At 32.3% G+C, this 13183-nt stretch carries 15 protein-coding genes; 6 read left to right on the forward strand and 9 right to left on the reverse strand.

Features of this window, described 5'->3' with window-relative positions; translation table 11 throughout:
- Positions 1 to 40: 40 nt before the first annotated feature.
- Both FQU23_RS15380 and FQU23_RS15385 read right to left on the reverse strand, forming a co-directional pair.
- Positions 41 to 2002, reverse strand: a complete 1962-nt coding sequence (locus tag FQU23_RS15380; protein ID WP_147674627.1) for a KUP/HAK/KT family potassium transporter — start codon at positions 2000 to 2002, stop codon at positions 41 to 43.
- Between the two features lie 125 nt (positions 2003 to 2127).
- Positions 2128 to 3504, reverse strand: a complete 1377-nt coding sequence (locus FQU23_RS15385; RefSeq protein ID WP_147674628.1) for a hypothetical protein — start codon at positions 3502 to 3504, stop codon at positions 2128 to 2130.
- 117 nt (positions 3505 to 3621) lie between these two features.
- On the opposite strand from FQU23_RS15385, the gene FQU23_RS15390 reads away from it, so the two are divergent.
- Entirely contained in the window at positions 3622 to 4686 is a 1065-nt protein-coding gene (locus FQU23_RS15390) for a WD40/YVTN/BNR-like repeat-containing protein (RefSeq protein ID WP_147674629.1), read from the forward strand.
- Between the two features lie 57 nt (positions 4687 to 4743).
- On the opposite strand, the gene FQU23_RS15395 is transcribed toward FQU23_RS15390, so the two are convergent.
- The 5 genes from FQU23_RS15395 to FQU23_RS16275 all read right to left on the reverse strand — a co-directional run bounded on the left by FQU23_RS15395 (position 4744) and on the right by FQU23_RS16275 (position 8141).
- Positions 4744 to 5196 (reverse strand): sensor of ECF-type sigma factor, encoded by a 453-nt coding sequence (locus tag FQU23_RS15395; protein ID WP_147674630.1) that lies wholly within the window; start codon positions 5194 to 5196, stop codon positions 4744 to 4746.
- Between the two features lie 33 nt (positions 5197 to 5229).
- A complete protein-coding gene (locus FQU23_RS15400) occupies positions 5230 to 5649 on the reverse strand; it encodes a hypothetical protein (protein WP_147674631.1) in 420 nt (139 codons plus the stop codon).
- A gap of 33 nt (positions 5650 to 5682) precedes the next feature.
- Entirely contained in the window at positions 5683 to 6225 is a 543-nt protein-coding gene (locus FQU23_RS15405) for an RNA polymerase sigma factor (RefSeq protein WP_147674632.1), read from the reverse strand.
- Positions 6226 to 6289: 64 nt separating this feature from the next.
- Positions 6290 to 7483, reverse strand: coding sequence for an SRPBCC family protein (locus FQU23_RS15410; RefSeq protein ID WP_147674633.1), 1194 nt, complete (start codon positions 7481 to 7483; stop codon positions 6290 to 6292).
- A gap of 469 nt (positions 7484 to 7952) precedes the next feature.
- Positions 7953 to 8141, reverse strand: a complete 189-nt coding sequence (locus tag FQU23_RS16275) for a hypothetical protein (RefSeq protein ID WP_147674634.1) — start codon at positions 8139 to 8141, stop codon at positions 7953 to 7955.
- A gap of 82 nt (positions 8142 to 8223) precedes the next feature.
- Between FQU23_RS16275 and FQU23_RS15420 the strand changes: the two genes are divergently transcribed.
- On the forward strand, positions 8224 to 8610 hold the full coding sequence (locus tag FQU23_RS15420; protein ID WP_147674635.1) for a nucleoside triphosphate pyrophosphohydrolase family protein: 387 nt from the start codon (positions 8224 to 8226) through the stop codon (positions 8608 to 8610).
- Positions 8611 to 8768: 158 nt separating this feature from the next.
- On the opposite strand, the gene FQU23_RS15425 is transcribed toward FQU23_RS15420, so the two are convergent.
- Positions 8769 to 9836 carry a branched-chain amino acid aminotransferase gene (locus FQU23_RS15425; RefSeq protein WP_147674636.1) on the reverse strand — a complete coding sequence of 356 codons (1068 nt, stop codon included), beginning with the start codon at positions 9834 to 9836 and terminating at the stop codon, positions 8769 to 8771.
- A gap of 304 nt (positions 9837 to 10140) precedes the next feature.
- Here FQU23_RS15425 and mnmD point away from each other — a divergent pair, with 304 nt between their 5' ends.
- Both mnmD and FQU23_RS15435 read left to right on the forward strand, forming a co-directional pair.
- Positions 10141 to 10806: a tRNA (5-methylaminomethyl-2-thiouridine)(34)-methyltransferase MnmD gene (gene mnmD / locus FQU23_RS15430; RefSeq protein ID WP_147674637.1), complete on the forward strand. Its 666-nt coding sequence runs from the start codon at positions 10141 to 10143 to the stop codon at positions 10804 to 10806.
- Positions 10807 to 10941: 135 nt separating this feature from the next.
- Positions 10942 to 11139, forward strand: coding sequence for a hypothetical protein (locus FQU23_RS15435; protein ID WP_132111052.1), 198 nt, complete (start codon positions 10942 to 10944; stop codon positions 11137 to 11139).
- Between the two features lie 43 nt (positions 11140 to 11182).
- On the opposite strand, the gene FQU23_RS15440 is transcribed toward FQU23_RS15435, so the two are convergent.
- Positions 11183 to 12124, reverse strand: coding sequence for a LysR substrate-binding domain-containing protein (locus tag FQU23_RS15440; protein WP_147674638.1), 942 nt, complete (start codon positions 12122 to 12124; stop codon positions 11183 to 11185).
- A 95-nt stretch (positions 12125 to 12219) separates the two neighbouring features.
- Between FQU23_RS15440 and FQU23_RS15445 the strand changes: the two genes are divergently transcribed.
- On the forward strand, positions 12220 to 12693 hold the full coding sequence (locus tag FQU23_RS15445) for a Dps family protein (RefSeq protein WP_147674639.1): 474 nt from the start codon (positions 12220 to 12222) through the stop codon (positions 12691 to 12693).
- Between the two features lie 139 nt (positions 12694 to 12832).
- Complete coding sequence (locus tag FQU23_RS15450; protein ID WP_132111046.1) at positions 12833 to 13117, forward strand: hypothetical protein; 285 nt, start codon at positions 12833 to 12835, stop codon at positions 13115 to 13117.
- Positions 13118 to 13183 lie beyond the last annotated feature (66 nt).

The following is a 13183-nucleotide window of genomic DNA, read 5'->3' on the forward strand; positions in this document are numbered from 1 at the left end:
CTAAACTAGCAGTGTTTTTGAAATTTAGTTGAATAAATACTTATTTAATCCGTGTTAAACACATTTTTTCTGGAGCATGAAGAACCATCGGGAATTTCTCGATTTTCACAGAACTACTGTCTAGACCAAAAGCGCCTTCTTCAGACAGGCTTAATTTTTTTATCATGAAATAGGAGTTCATAATTATTTTTTCATGCCATCTTAAATCACTGTCATTAGAAAGGAATTTTTCAGATAATACAAATTTGAAATCTCCGATAATATTGTTTTTGTTCAAGGATTCATATCGGCTGGTGATGTCGACTTCCCCTTTTTTTACCATGTCTCTGATTACCTCTCTGAACATCAGGTTTATTTTTGTAGGTTCTCTAAATCCTAGATTGAAATCGACGCGATACAAGTCGTCTTTCATGATTTCGGTTACCTTATAATCAGTTCTGTAAGGTTCACTTAAAATGTTGACATGCACAAACCAATAGATGTCTGCTCTTTTGGGTCTCTTTTGTAAAATAGAATACATTACTTTTTCTTCAATTTCGTTCACACGATTTGCATTGGTCATATAAACTAAGTGCGTCGCATATTTTGGAATTGTAAGATCAGCTCCTAATTCTTTCAATACCTTTTTATAATCTTCAATTTTTACAATTTTTGTATAACTCTTGCTTATTTTTTTAGCTAAGAACCAGATAGTCATCACTGATATTAGCATCATAGCAATGATAAGCGTTACATAACCACCTTCGGCAAATTTAGTGATATTGGCTGCCAAAAAACTAAATTCAATAGCCAAATAGATAGTTATTAGAGGGACGATAAAATATAATTTCACTCTTTTCATGATTAAATAGAAGTTGAGTAAAATAGTGGTCATTATCATGCATAAAATTATCGCTAGACCATAAGCGTGTTCCATATTTCCGGATTCCTCAAAATGTAAAACGATTCCAACACATCCAAAAAATAACAGCCAGTTGATGGACGGGATGTATAATTGACCTTTTAATTCTGTGGGATATTTTATTTTTACTTTTGGCCAAAAATTCAATCGCATCGCTTCATTTATCAAAGTAAATGAACCGCTAATAAGCGCTTGAGAGGCGATAACCGCAGCAAGAGTAGCGATTACAATTCCGATGGGCTGGAACCAGTCGGCCATGATGAGATAGAACGGATTGCCGTTTGATCCCCCCAATGTTTGTAAAGTTGCACCTTCATGATGGATTAAAAAAGCGGCTTGTCCGAAGTAGTTCAAGACCAGTGCACTTTTTACAAATATCCAACTGATTCGAATGTTTTTTCTTCCACAATGTCCCATGTCTGAATACAATGCTTCGGCTCCAGTAGTACATAGAAATACAAAACCCAGCACAAAAAATCCATCCGGATGAGCAGATAAAAGATTGTAGGCATAGTAAGGGTTGAATGCTTTGAAGACTTCAGGATACTTTGTTATTTGGATTACACCAAGGATTCCTAGCATTGAAAACCAAATTAGCATCATAGGAGCAAAGAATTTCCCGACTAATTTTGATCCAAATTGTTGAATGCTAAACAAAACAAATAGAATTCCTATAACAATAGGTATGGTATTTATTTGAGGGTAATACGTTTTGATCCCTTCAATTGCCGAAGAAACAGAAATAGGCGGAGTAATAATTCCATCGGCCAGTAAGGCACTACCACCAATGATTGCGGGGACAATGAGCCATTTTATTTTTGTTTTCTTTACTAAGGCATACAAGGCAAAAATCCCACCTTCGCCGTGGTTATCAGCACCCAACGTTATGATCACGTATTTTATGGTAGTTTGCAAAGTAAGTGTCCAAAAGACTGCTGAAACCCCTCCCAAAACAATATCGGCATTAATTATTCCATCACCAAGGATGGCTTTCATAACATATAAAGGGGATGTCCCAATATCTCCATATATTATTCCCAACGAAATCAATAAACCACCAAACGATAATTTTGAATGCAGGTTTTTATGCGATGTGTCCATATTTTATATCTAAAAAACTCGGCAAATTTACTCTTTTTAAATAGATTAGTGCTGTTTAATTCAAAAAAGACATAAAAAAAACACGGCCATTTGACCGTGTTTAAAACTACTTTATTTAACTTTTTTTATGATCCTCTATTACCTCCTCTGCTAGAGTTGTCTCTGCTTGATTCTGTTCGTTGTGGAGCACTCTTTTGAGAATTTCCTCTTTGTACTTGAGCTCTTTGAGGAGCACTTTCTCTAGAAGTGTTAGCTCTGTTTTCAGAATAATCTCTTTGCGTTTGAGTTCTTTGTGGTGCACTTTCTCTAGATTGAGTAGCTCGACTTTGAGAGTTGCTTCTTTGCGATTCAACTCTTTGTGGAGCAGATTCTCTAGCAGAAGTATTTCTATTCTCAGAATAGTTTCTTTGCGTTTCAGTTCTTTTTTGTGCATTTTCTCTTGATGGGTTTGATCTGTTTTGAGAATAGTCTCTTTGCGTTTGAGTTGTTTGTGGAGCACTTTCTCTTGACTGAACAGCACGGTTTTGCGAGTTGCTTCTTTGTGATTCAGTTCTTTGTGGAACACTTTCTCTTGAAGTAGTACTTCTATTTTGAGAATAGTCCCTTTGATTTCCTGCTCTTTGTGTGGTAGTTTCTCTTGATGGACTAGTTCTGTTTTGAGAATTAGCTCTTTGGCTATCGCTTCTTCTAGAAGCAACATCCCTTGAAGATTGGTTTCTGTTTTGAGAATTACCAACTTCACTTCGAGATCCTGTATTACGATTTCCTCTTCTTTGCTCTAATTCATATCGATTTGAAACAGTAGCATTTCTTCTCGTAAAATTATTGTTCGGATATTGTCTTTCATACCCATTTGAACGTCTTGAATTGTAAAGAACTACTGCTTGATTACTTCTTCTGTAGTTCACATAATTATAGTTATTGTATATGTTTAAGCTAACTTGTATGTTATTTCGATATCTATATACAGGGAATGGATTCCAGGCATAATAGTACGAGGGGTAAAAGTTCCAATACCAGTTTGACACATAAGGTCTGTAATTATAAGACCAGAAAGAAGCATAAATAACTGGAGTTCTATAATATATGGGCTCGTAAATGTAGTTTGGACCATACATATATTCATTTCCCACAACTTGTAGGTGAATTTTATTATATCGATCTTTTTCGATTTCGATTGTTGCAACGTCTTGATAAACATCACGATCAAGCACAGATTGAATTATAACTACGTGAGTTCTATTTTCTACAGTTTCAATCACTCGTAAATAATCTACTTCGTTATCGTTATTTAAATCTAAATTAGAGATTTGAAGTTCAGGGTCATTTAGTTGTCTTTCAAAATCCTGAAGATTTCTTGAATCTCCAAAAATATCAGCAACGGCTCTCAAATCTAAATTATCACTAATTTCATTGTTAGATGCATAAACCCTGTTTCTATCTTGCGCTTGCACTATAAAAACCGAGGTCATCAGGCTTAATATTAATAGTTTAGTTTTCATAGTATGTTTGTTTTTATTCAACAATAGTCTAATATTCAATTATTGTGCCAATTAGTTTTTGTGCCGTTTGCTATTACTATATTAAATTGTAAATTAGCTTTAAATAAAAGGATTCAAATGAGAAATATTTTTTTAATGGCATTGGGTTTTGTGTTTTTAAATTCATGCAAAACAGTAAAATATAAAGATGCCGTTGATGATGCCGTTGTTTTTAAAACAGTAAAAATTGATACTTTATTTCAAGATAATATCAGTATTAGAGCTATTACCGTAGATGGAAATAAAATTTGGTACGCAGCAAATAATTCAAGATTTGGTTTTTTTGATTTGGAAAAAAACAAAAAATTTGAAAGCAAAATCTCTAAGGATACTTTAACGTTAGAATTTAGAAGTATTGCACAAACACCAAAAAATATATTTTTGTTGAGCGTTGCTAATCCAGGTTTACTTTATAAAGTGAATAAGGAGAATTTAGAAACAACATTAGTGTATCAAGAAAATAATGAGAAAGTTTTTTACGACAGCATGAAATTTTGGAATAAAAACGAAGGAATTGCAATGGGAGATCCTATTACAGATCATCTTTCGATAATTATAACTAGAGATGGCGGTAACTCATGGAATAAAGTATCTTCTGGTAAATCACCAAAAATCGTTGATGGTGAGGCTGCTTTTGCTGCAAGTAATACTAATATTGTGATAAAGGGAAATGATACGTGGATCGTTTCTGGAGGTAAAAAAGCGAGAGTATTCTATTCTGCTGACAAGGGAAATAATTGGGAAGTATTTGACACACCCATTGTGCAAGGAAAAGCAATGGCTGGAATTTTCACTGCTGATTTTTATGACTCGAAAAGCGGATTTATAGCTGGAGGCGATTATGAATCTCTTAATCAAAATTTCGGAAATAAAGCTAGAACTGAGGACGGTGGTAAAACATGGGAATTAGTTTCAGAGAACATGGCTTTTGGATATGCTTCTTGTGTACAATATGTTCCAGGTAGTAATGGAAAATCATTAGTTACTGTTGGTGCATCAGGACTATATTATTCCGCTGATGGAGGAAATTCATGGAGGCAGTTAACTACTGATCCGAGTCTATTGACCATTAGATTCTTAGATAATCATACTGCAATTGCAGCTGGTAAAAATAAAATGATACGTATTAATTTTATAAAATAAAACCCTATCTCATACGTCGATGTATGGATAGGGTAGTAGTTTTATTTTAATCTAGTGTTATTTTTTTGACGCTCTGTATTGATGCAATAATTTTCTATTAAAATCTTCTTCAGATTTTTTAAGTTTTATGATCTTTTTAGCGCTCATCACTTCTCTCAAATTCTTTGTGAATTTTTTTCGTAATAAATATAATTCTTCATCTGCACTGTCCATTTGTGTAAGTAGTGCATTTGCTTCTTTTTCAGTCATATTATTGAAAGCGCTATCGCTCATGCGGCTTTTAAATGCTCGCATTTTTTGATGTCTTATCTCAAATTGCTTATCATCAAAGGTGTTGTAGATAGGCCAAAATTTTTCTGCCTCACGAGTTGTTAAGTCTAATTCGGTAGTTAAAAAAGCCACTTTTAGTGTTTTGATTTGCTCTTTTTTATCTTTCATTCCTGCATCTTGACCATAAAAATTAAAGGAGGTCAACAACAATAGAAATGGGATTATTTGTTTAATGTTCATTTTTATATTTTTTATTATAATTTTCTACAAAGTTTATTCTAGCATAAGGAGTTCTAAATTACCATTAGTTGCTAATATGTCTTCAATAGTTGCATTTTCTAGAACTACTGTTGTTTTAATATTATCGATTTCATCAGCCTCTAGACCATTAATTAATTCATATTGATTAATATTAGATTGATAACTTAGGTAATTTTCCAATGCTATTGCGTCTATCTCATTACTATTTGCATTGATGCTATTATTGTAGACTACAGGAACTAGCAAGGAAATAGTTAAAACCGCGGCAACCATCATGAAAACCTTTTTATTCTTTTGAAAAAGAGAAATCACCTTTGGTTCTTTTTCAGGTAATTGCTGCATGAGGTTCTTTGAAAAATTTTCAAAGTACAGTTCTGGAGTTTTAAATCCAGATTCAATTTTAGGTTCGTTTTCTAATTTAAATTCTTTCATAACATGTATAGGACTTAATTTTAGTCAAAAGGTTTAATTTGAAGTTACAAATGCTTCAATTTTTTTTACCGCATGATGGTAGGAAGCTTTCAATGCACCAACTGAAGTCCCTAATATTTCTGATATTTGTTCGTATTTTAGTTCTTCAAAATATTTCATCTTAAAAACCAATTGTTGTTTTTCAGGAAGGGTAATAATCGCTTTTTGCAATTTTACTTGAAGTTCATCGCCATCAAAATGGCTGTCAGATGTAAGATTGTCAATTGTTTTATTCTGTAATGTCTCAGATGAGATTCCTCCTCTTTTAGCTTTTTGATTTAAAAATGTAAGTGCTTCATTTGTAGCAATACGATACATCCACGAAAACAGTTTGCTTTCTCCTTTAAATTTACTTAAATTTTGATAAACTTTAATAAAGGTATTTTGCAACACATCATCTGTATCATCATGATTCAAAATGATATTTCGAATGTGATTATAAAGTGGCTTTTGATAGGTTAATAGGAGTTTTTGGAACGCCTCGTTTTGTGTCGTGGGGTTCAATAATTGCTGAATAAATTCCTCTTCTTCCTGCAAAGCGATAGTTTATAGGTTAGATTGATATTGGGTAAGAAGGTTTAATTAGCTACGAAAAAAAAAACTAGAATTCAGAAGGCAATTCTTCTGTGGTTTTAGTGGTCGGTGATTTTTTTGATGGAGTAGGTTTCACCGTAGGTTTGTCTATTTTTACTGGAGTTATTGCAGTTATAGGCGCTACTGGTGCGGTAGTAGTAGGTTTAGCAGGAACTGGAACATACGTTTTTACCGGTATAATAATTTTCGGTAAAATCGGGATGTAAACTTCAGTAACCCATTTAGAAGGGTTTTTTATTTCGTTTTTACCATTCAAATAAATCTGGATATGTGAAAGTTGAGGATCTGGAGTTAATTGGTTTTTATTGACAAAGTCCACCGCTTTTTGATATGCCTTATTGATATGCGAATAATCGCCAGTTAAAGTTGTTTTCGCTCCTTCAGATGCGTCTAGTTTTCCAGAAACGATATCACTTCCAGGACTAATATAAATTTCCTTTTTAATAGGAACGCAAATTGAAATTTTTGCCAATCCTTTTGCGATATCATAGGTGTGATAAATTACAAATGGCTTTCCATTTACAGAAATGTCATTTTGTTCACAAAAAGCGACGATAGTTGGAACAACAATTTTAGCATTTTTATTAACTTTTGATAATTCACTTGTGAAAGTTTGAGCCAAATAAAAAGTTTGAGGTTTTTTTACTAGCCCGTTTTCTTTTACCGAAAATGTATTTATTTCATAATCAAGTGCCTTGTCTAAGTTAGCTAAGCTTTTTTCATACATGCTTCCAATAACCTTGTCAACTCCGCCGTTTAAAGCAGTATAGACTTTAAAAAGAAAGCTCATGTTCCCCTTAGTTTTCCATCTGACGTTTGTTCCGCCAATGGTATCTTTAAAAGTCCAGAAAACGGATGAATTGGTTCCGTTGAAATTCATTTTTTGAGCAATACTATCATTTTCTTTTACAAACGAAGTGCGCATTTCACCAGTACCATCTTTTCCTTCCCAAGAATAGGATGCGCCTTTACCAATAGTTACTCCTGGATATAGAACTTTCATTTCTGGATCTTCGGCAGTCCAGGAACCGAAGTCGGCCCAGTTTCTATAATCGTTCACGTAGTTAAATACAGCTGATTTTGGTGAATTGATAATTTTGCTTCTTTCGATAGTAAATTCACCTTTTTGTGTGGCAATAAAAATAGACAAGGCTACTATACTAAGTAATAACAAGAGAAATATATATTTTAAAATACGCATAATCTATTGGTTGAATTCAGTTGTAAAGTTAGAATTTTTATTAATATGTAGGACGAATCATAAAGAAATTATGAAAATTGTACAGAAATTCTGCGGAGTATTTTTCTTCAATTATCTTTTAATTCGAATACTATTATTTGAACATATTGATTCTAAATGTAATATTACGGTTTATTAATGAGGGAGCGAAAATAGTTACTGAATAAAGTGAATTGTAGCTTAACATTCCAGTAATTAACATTGGTTTGCAATGTGAGAATGTGTCGTCTGTAGCAATAATATCTATGTAAAATAGGATTTTGTGAAATCTTGTGGAACAGATTTCGAAGGAAGTAGTCTGTCTTTTGAAATAAAACCAAATTCCTATTCAATAATAATAGTGTACTATTAAAAAATATTTTCAGATCTTAAAAAAGCAGAATGGGCAAAATACTGTTCGCTGAAAAGCGAGCATTTTTTCGAACTAAAATTAGCGCTTAAAAAACACTTTTATTACAAATAGCATCCCAATAAAAAATACGAAAGCTAATAATACTTTGTAGTTGCCTTTGTAAAACTCTTGATGAATTTTTATATCTTTTCGATAAGCAAATATCATTGCTATAACAAAAGCAATAAAAAAAAAGCCTGCAAATATTAATTGTCCTTGACTAAACATACGTTTGAATTATTTTGTGCAAATTTAATCAATTGTTTAGAATAAGTTGCTAATTTGTACCCTCATTTAATCAAATATAATTATGCGAAAACAAATCGATTCAGTTAAAGAATTTCACACGGCATTTAAGATTGGACATAGTGAAACTCCAGTCGCTGATTTGGGAGAAAATAAGAAAATGTTACGTTATCATTTGATGAAGGAAGAAAATGAAGAATATCTGGAAGCTGTTCAAAATAATGATTTGGTAGAAATAGCAGATGCCTTAGGCGATATGATGTATATCCTATGTGGAACGATCATAGAACATGGGTTACAAGATAAAATAGAAGCGGTTTTTGATGAAATTCAGCGTAGTAATATGAGTAAATTAGACGCCGAAGGTAATCCTATCTATCGTGAAGATGGAAAAGTAATGAAGGGACCAAATTATTTCAAACCCAATTTCTCTAAAATTTTGGGAGAATAACAAAGTTTCTTTCGTTCTTGTATATAGTTGCTGGTTTTTTATCAACGGCAAATAAAGCCTTAATCCGTGAATAAATAAGATATAATACAAAAGCGATTTCCAATTATGGAAATCGCTTTTATATTTAAAGTTGTACCGTCTAAATAATAGAATATGAACTATACTTTTACAGTCCAGCCAAAGGTGTCTTCGGCTAGTTTGTGTTGTATGTTCGTTAATTTATCTTTAAGTTGAGACGCATATGAATTTTCAATTTTTGGTAATTCATAATACACTTCTTTATAAGAAAATCCAATAATCGGGTTAACTACTGCTGCAGTACCTGCACCAAATATTTCTTTTAGAGTACCATTTTTAGATGCTTCAACAAGCTCTGAAACTAAAACTGGGCGCACTTCAACTGTAATACCTTCTTTTTTAGCCATGTCAATAAGGCTTTTTCTAGTAATACCATCAAGGATTCTCTCACTTGTAGGAGCAGTATATAAAGTGTCATTTATTCTAAAAAACACATTCATAGTACCCGCTTCTTCAAGTTTTGTATGTGTTGCATCATCTGTCCAGATTACTTGTTGAAATCCTGCTGCGTTTGCTAAGCTAGTTGGGTAAAACTGAGCAGCGTAGTTTCCTGCAGCCTTTGCAGCTCCAATTCCACCGTTTGCAGCTCTACTAAAATGCTCTGCAATTAATACTTTTACTTCTCCAGAATAATATGATTTTGCTGGCGATAAAATAACCATAAACTTGTAATCGTCAGATGGATTTGCAATTACTCCTTGACCAGTAGCAATTAAAAACGGTCTGATATATAATGTATTTCCTTTTCCTTTTTTAATCCAAGCTTCATCTAACCTCAATAGTTCATTTAGACCATTCATAAAAACATCTTCAGGAACTTCTGGCATCGCCATTCTTACTGCTGAGTTATTGAATCTTTTGAAGTTTTCATCAGGTCTAAAAAGCCAAATGTCATCACTATCATCTTTATATGCTTTCATCCCTTCAAAAATGGCTTGACCATAATGAAAAACTCTAGCAGAAGGATCTAGCAAAAATGGTGCATACGGTTTAATGACCGGTTTTTGCCATTCTCCATTTATAAAATCACATTCAAGTAAATGATCAGTGAATACTGAACCAAAGCTTAAATTTTCAAAATCTACTTCATTGATTTTAGAAGCCGCTGCTTTTATGATATCAATTTTGCCAGTGTGAGTTGTGCTCATAATATTATGTTGTTTTTATTTTAAAGTTGGAAATAGTCTAATCAATCGTCTAAAGCATACTTTATATGTAAATTAAACTCTGATTCATGCAAAATTAAATAAAAAACAACGAATTTCTTGTCAAAACTTCAATAATTATAGCTTTAAATATTGATTTATTTGCAAGTATAAAAATCAAATAAAAAGCTTGTGTTTTCTATGAAATACATAATAAAGAGCGCTTTTTGAATGAACTATTGTAGATTTTACTAATTTTGACCCAATACGAAAAGTATAAATTAATAATAGCTTCAAAAATACTATTTTGAAAAGAGAAATTATACATACACTTGATGGTTCTACTACCATACAAATTAAGGAATGGGATGAATGTTATCATTCTAAGCATGGTGCAATTCAAGAAGCGCAACATGTTTTTATTAATAACGGATTATCCTTATTTCAAAATAAAACCATTTCTATTTTAGAAATTGGTTTCGGGACGGGTTTGAATGCTTTTATTACTTTTCTAGAAGGAAAGAAAATGAATCAATCAATCGATTATGTAGGAGTAGAAGCTTATCCAATATCTGCTGAGGAATTAGTTTCTATGAATTATGTGGAGGAGTTGAATGCTGGAGATCACAAAGGTATTTTCGAAAAAATGCATCAATGCAATTGGGAAGAAGAGGTTGATGTTAGTGATAATTTTACTATAACTAAAAGAAAGCAGTTTTTCGAAGAAATTAATGACTTGGATCTATTCGATTTGATTTATTTTGATGCTTTTGGCTATCGTGTGCAGCCAGAGCTTTGGAGCACGGCTATTTTCCAAAAAATGTATAACGCACTGAAGTCTAATGGGACATTAGTTACTTATGCAGCTCGTGGGGTAGTGAAAAGGAGTATGATCGAAGTAGGTTTTAAAGTCGAAAAACTGGCAGGTCCACCGGGAAAAAGAGAGATGTTTCGTGCCAGTAAATTAGAATAATTTATATTTCCATTATTATTTCAAGACCTCATACTAATAATGTAAATTAAACGTTAAATAGATAAGAGGTTGTTTTAAAAGATGTATTTTTACGCTAAGTTCAAAATTAGTTTAACCATAAATTCTCAAATTATTATGTCTAAAATAACGTTTGATTACGCAAAATCAATACTAGAAAGAGTGAGTTTCGACCCGATACTTTTTTGCAAAGAATTAGAAAAAGCCATCAAAACACTATTGCCCTACGAGATAGAACAATTACAAGAATGGTTATTTCATTATATTATAGAAAAACCAGAATTAAAACAATGTGTATTAAAAGTAAACTCATAATATATTAAAGAGGCTATTCCACAAGAATAGCCTCTTTTTTTGTCTATTTGCTTTTCAACGGGCTTATAATTTGTACGTTTTGGAAAACAATAGCTCCTTTGATAACTCCGGCGATACTCGTGCGCAAAGCATCAATTATATGCATTTTCAATTCACTTTTTGGAAAAACCAAGCTTACTTCGCGAGCTGGTTTAGGTTCTACAAAATGGCGTAATTTTATTTTATCAGCTTCTTTTAGATCTAAGGTATGTAAATAGGGAAGGAGCGTTGTCCCTAGTCCTTCATCAGCTAATTTTATCAATGTTTCAAAACTGCCGCTTTCTATTTGAAAATGGCTAGATTCATTTTTTGGATTATTTTTACATAAATTCAAAATTCCATCTCTAAAACAGTGGCCATCTTGCAATAAAAGAATTTCATCTATATTTAAATCTGAAATCGAAATTTCTTCTTTTTTAAATTGATGATGACTTTCGGGAATGTATGCTACAAATGGTTCAAAATATAAAACTATTTCCTTAATTTTTTCCTCCATCAACGGAGTGGCCGCGATTGCGGCATCGAGATGACCATTATTAAGTTTAGTTATAATTTCATCCGTATTTAATTCTTCTATAATCAGCTTAACTTTTGGATATTTCTTTATAAAGTTGTTTAAAAACATAGGAAGCAGAGTTGGCATAATTGTCGGAATTATTCCTAATCTGAATTCACCGCCCACAAATCCTTTTTGTTGTTCAACTATATCGTGAATTCGATCTGCTTCATTGACAATATTTTTAGCTTGATTCACAATTTTTTGCCCAATATCAGTAAGTTGAATGGGTTTTTTCGAGCGATCAAATATCAAGATGCTTAATTCTTCTTCGATTTTTTGAATTTGCATGCTTAAAGTGGGTTGGGTAACAAAACATTTTTCTGCAGCTAAAGTGAAATTTTTATGCTCAGCAACTGCTAAGACGTATTTTAATTGAGTGATTGTCATTTTTGATAGTATTTTACGATGTAAATATAAAAACAATCAATTTAATTTATAGTGCTTTCTGTGAATTTCTTCATTCCTTTGTTAAAATTAAAATCATGAAAACAAATATTTTAGGTCTACCCGTTAAAGAAACAGAAGTAATAATAGGTGAATTGAACTCCTTATTATCCAATTATCAAGTTTATTATCAGAACTTAAGAGGAATTCATTGGAACATCCGTGGAAAACGTTTTTTTGATTTGCATGTAAAATTCGAAGAACTATATAATGACTCGCAGTTAAAGATTGATATGATCGCCGAACGTGTTTTAACGTTAGGAGGAACTCCACTGCATACATTTGAGGACTACATAAAACATAATAAATTGACAGTTGGTAAAAATATTTCAAATGATGAAAAAGCGGTTCAACTGATTGTAAATTCATTATCTCACTTACTAACGATAGAAAGAGAAATTCTCAATAAATCAGCAGAAGTTAATGACGAAGGTTCTAATGCAATGATGAGCGACTTTATTGCTGAGCAAGAGAAAACAATATGGATGATGCAGGCTTGGCTAGAGGAATAATGAAGCTCCCGTCCTTTAAAATAAAACGAAAGCCATAGTAGTACTATGAGTATTATTTTGGCTTTTTACTAATGTTAAATTTTCGCAAATTTTTTTATCGAAGTTTCAATTTTATTTATTTAATCTTACTTTTGCAATTATGAAAATAATAGCTCGCATTTTTTTATTCATATTTATAGCTTTTCTATCAACTCCCGCAGTTGTGGGGATGATAGATAAATCATGCGACACTTCTATTTTTTATAGTTTATCCGAAGAAGAACACACCCCAAAAGAGGTGAAAGTTTTTAATTATTACAGCAATTTAGATCTTGGATTACTAGCATTAGAACACAATAGATCAAGTCTGATCTTATCCGAAAATCTATCGAAACACGATAAGATTGCGGCAACTATATTTTCCCCTCCGCCTAACTTGGCATAATACTTCCGTTTAAATTTTAAAAAAATGAACTGCTACATTAATTAATGTTGTAGCACGTTTACGTAT

The sequence above is a fragment of the Flavobacterium sp. XN-5 genome, assembly GCF_008033395.2.
Taxonomy (GTDB): Bacteria; Bacteroidota; Bacteroidia; order Flavobacteriales; family Flavobacteriaceae; genus Flavobacterium; species Flavobacterium hiemivividum.

What these genes read in the sequence shown, in the direction of transcription:
- FQU23_RS15380 (WP_147674627.1), bottom strand. Translation starts at nt 2,002, where the DNA reads ATGGACACATCGCATAAAAACCTGCATTCAAAATTATCGTTTGGTGGT.
- FQU23_RS15385 (WP_147674628.1), bottom strand. Translation starts at nt 3,504, where the DNA reads ATGAAAACTAAACTATTAATATTAAGCCTGATGACCTCGGTTTTTATA.
- FQU23_RS15390 (WP_147674629.1), top strand. Translation starts at nt 3,622, where the DNA reads ATGAGAAATATTTTTTTAATGGCATTGGGTTTTGTGTTTTTAAATTCA.
- FQU23_RS15395 (WP_147674630.1), bottom strand. Translation starts at nt 5,196, where the DNA reads ATGAACATTAAACAAATAATCCCATTTCTATTGTTGTTGACCTCCTTT.
- FQU23_RS15400 (WP_147674631.1), bottom strand. Translation starts at nt 5,649, where the DNA reads ATGAAAGAATTTAAATTAGAAAACGAACCTAAAATTGAATCTGGATTT.
- FQU23_RS15410 (WP_147674633.1), bottom strand. Translation starts at nt 7,483, where the DNA reads ATGCGTATTTTAAAATATATATTTCTCTTGTTATTACTTAGTATAGTA.
- FQU23_RS16275 (WP_147674634.1), bottom strand. Translation starts at nt 8,141, where the DNA reads ATGTTTAGTCAAGGACAATTAATATTTGCAGGCTTTTTTTTTATTGCT.
- FQU23_RS15420 (WP_147674635.1), top strand. Translation starts at nt 8,224, where the DNA reads ATGCGAAAACAAATCGATTCAGTTAAAGAATTTCACACGGCATTTAAG.
- FQU23_RS15425 (WP_147674636.1), bottom strand. Translation starts at nt 9,836, where the DNA reads ATGAGCACAACTCACACTGGCAAAATTGATATCATAAAAGCAGCGGCT.
- FQU23_RS15435 (WP_132111052.1), top strand. Translation starts at nt 10,942, where the DNA reads ATGTCTAAAATAACGTTTGATTACGCAAAATCAATACTAGAAAGAGTG.
- FQU23_RS15440 (WP_147674638.1), bottom strand. Translation starts at nt 12,124, where the DNA reads ATGACAATCACTCAATTAAAATACGTCTTAGCAGTTGCTGAGCATAAA.
- FQU23_RS15445 (WP_147674639.1), top strand. Translation starts at nt 12,220, where the DNA reads ATGAAAACAAATATTTTAGGTCTACCCGTTAAAGAAACAGAAGTAATA.
- FQU23_RS15450 (WP_132111046.1), top strand. Translation starts at nt 12,833, where the DNA reads ATGAAAATAATAGCTCGCATTTTTTTATTCATATTTATAGCTTTTCTA.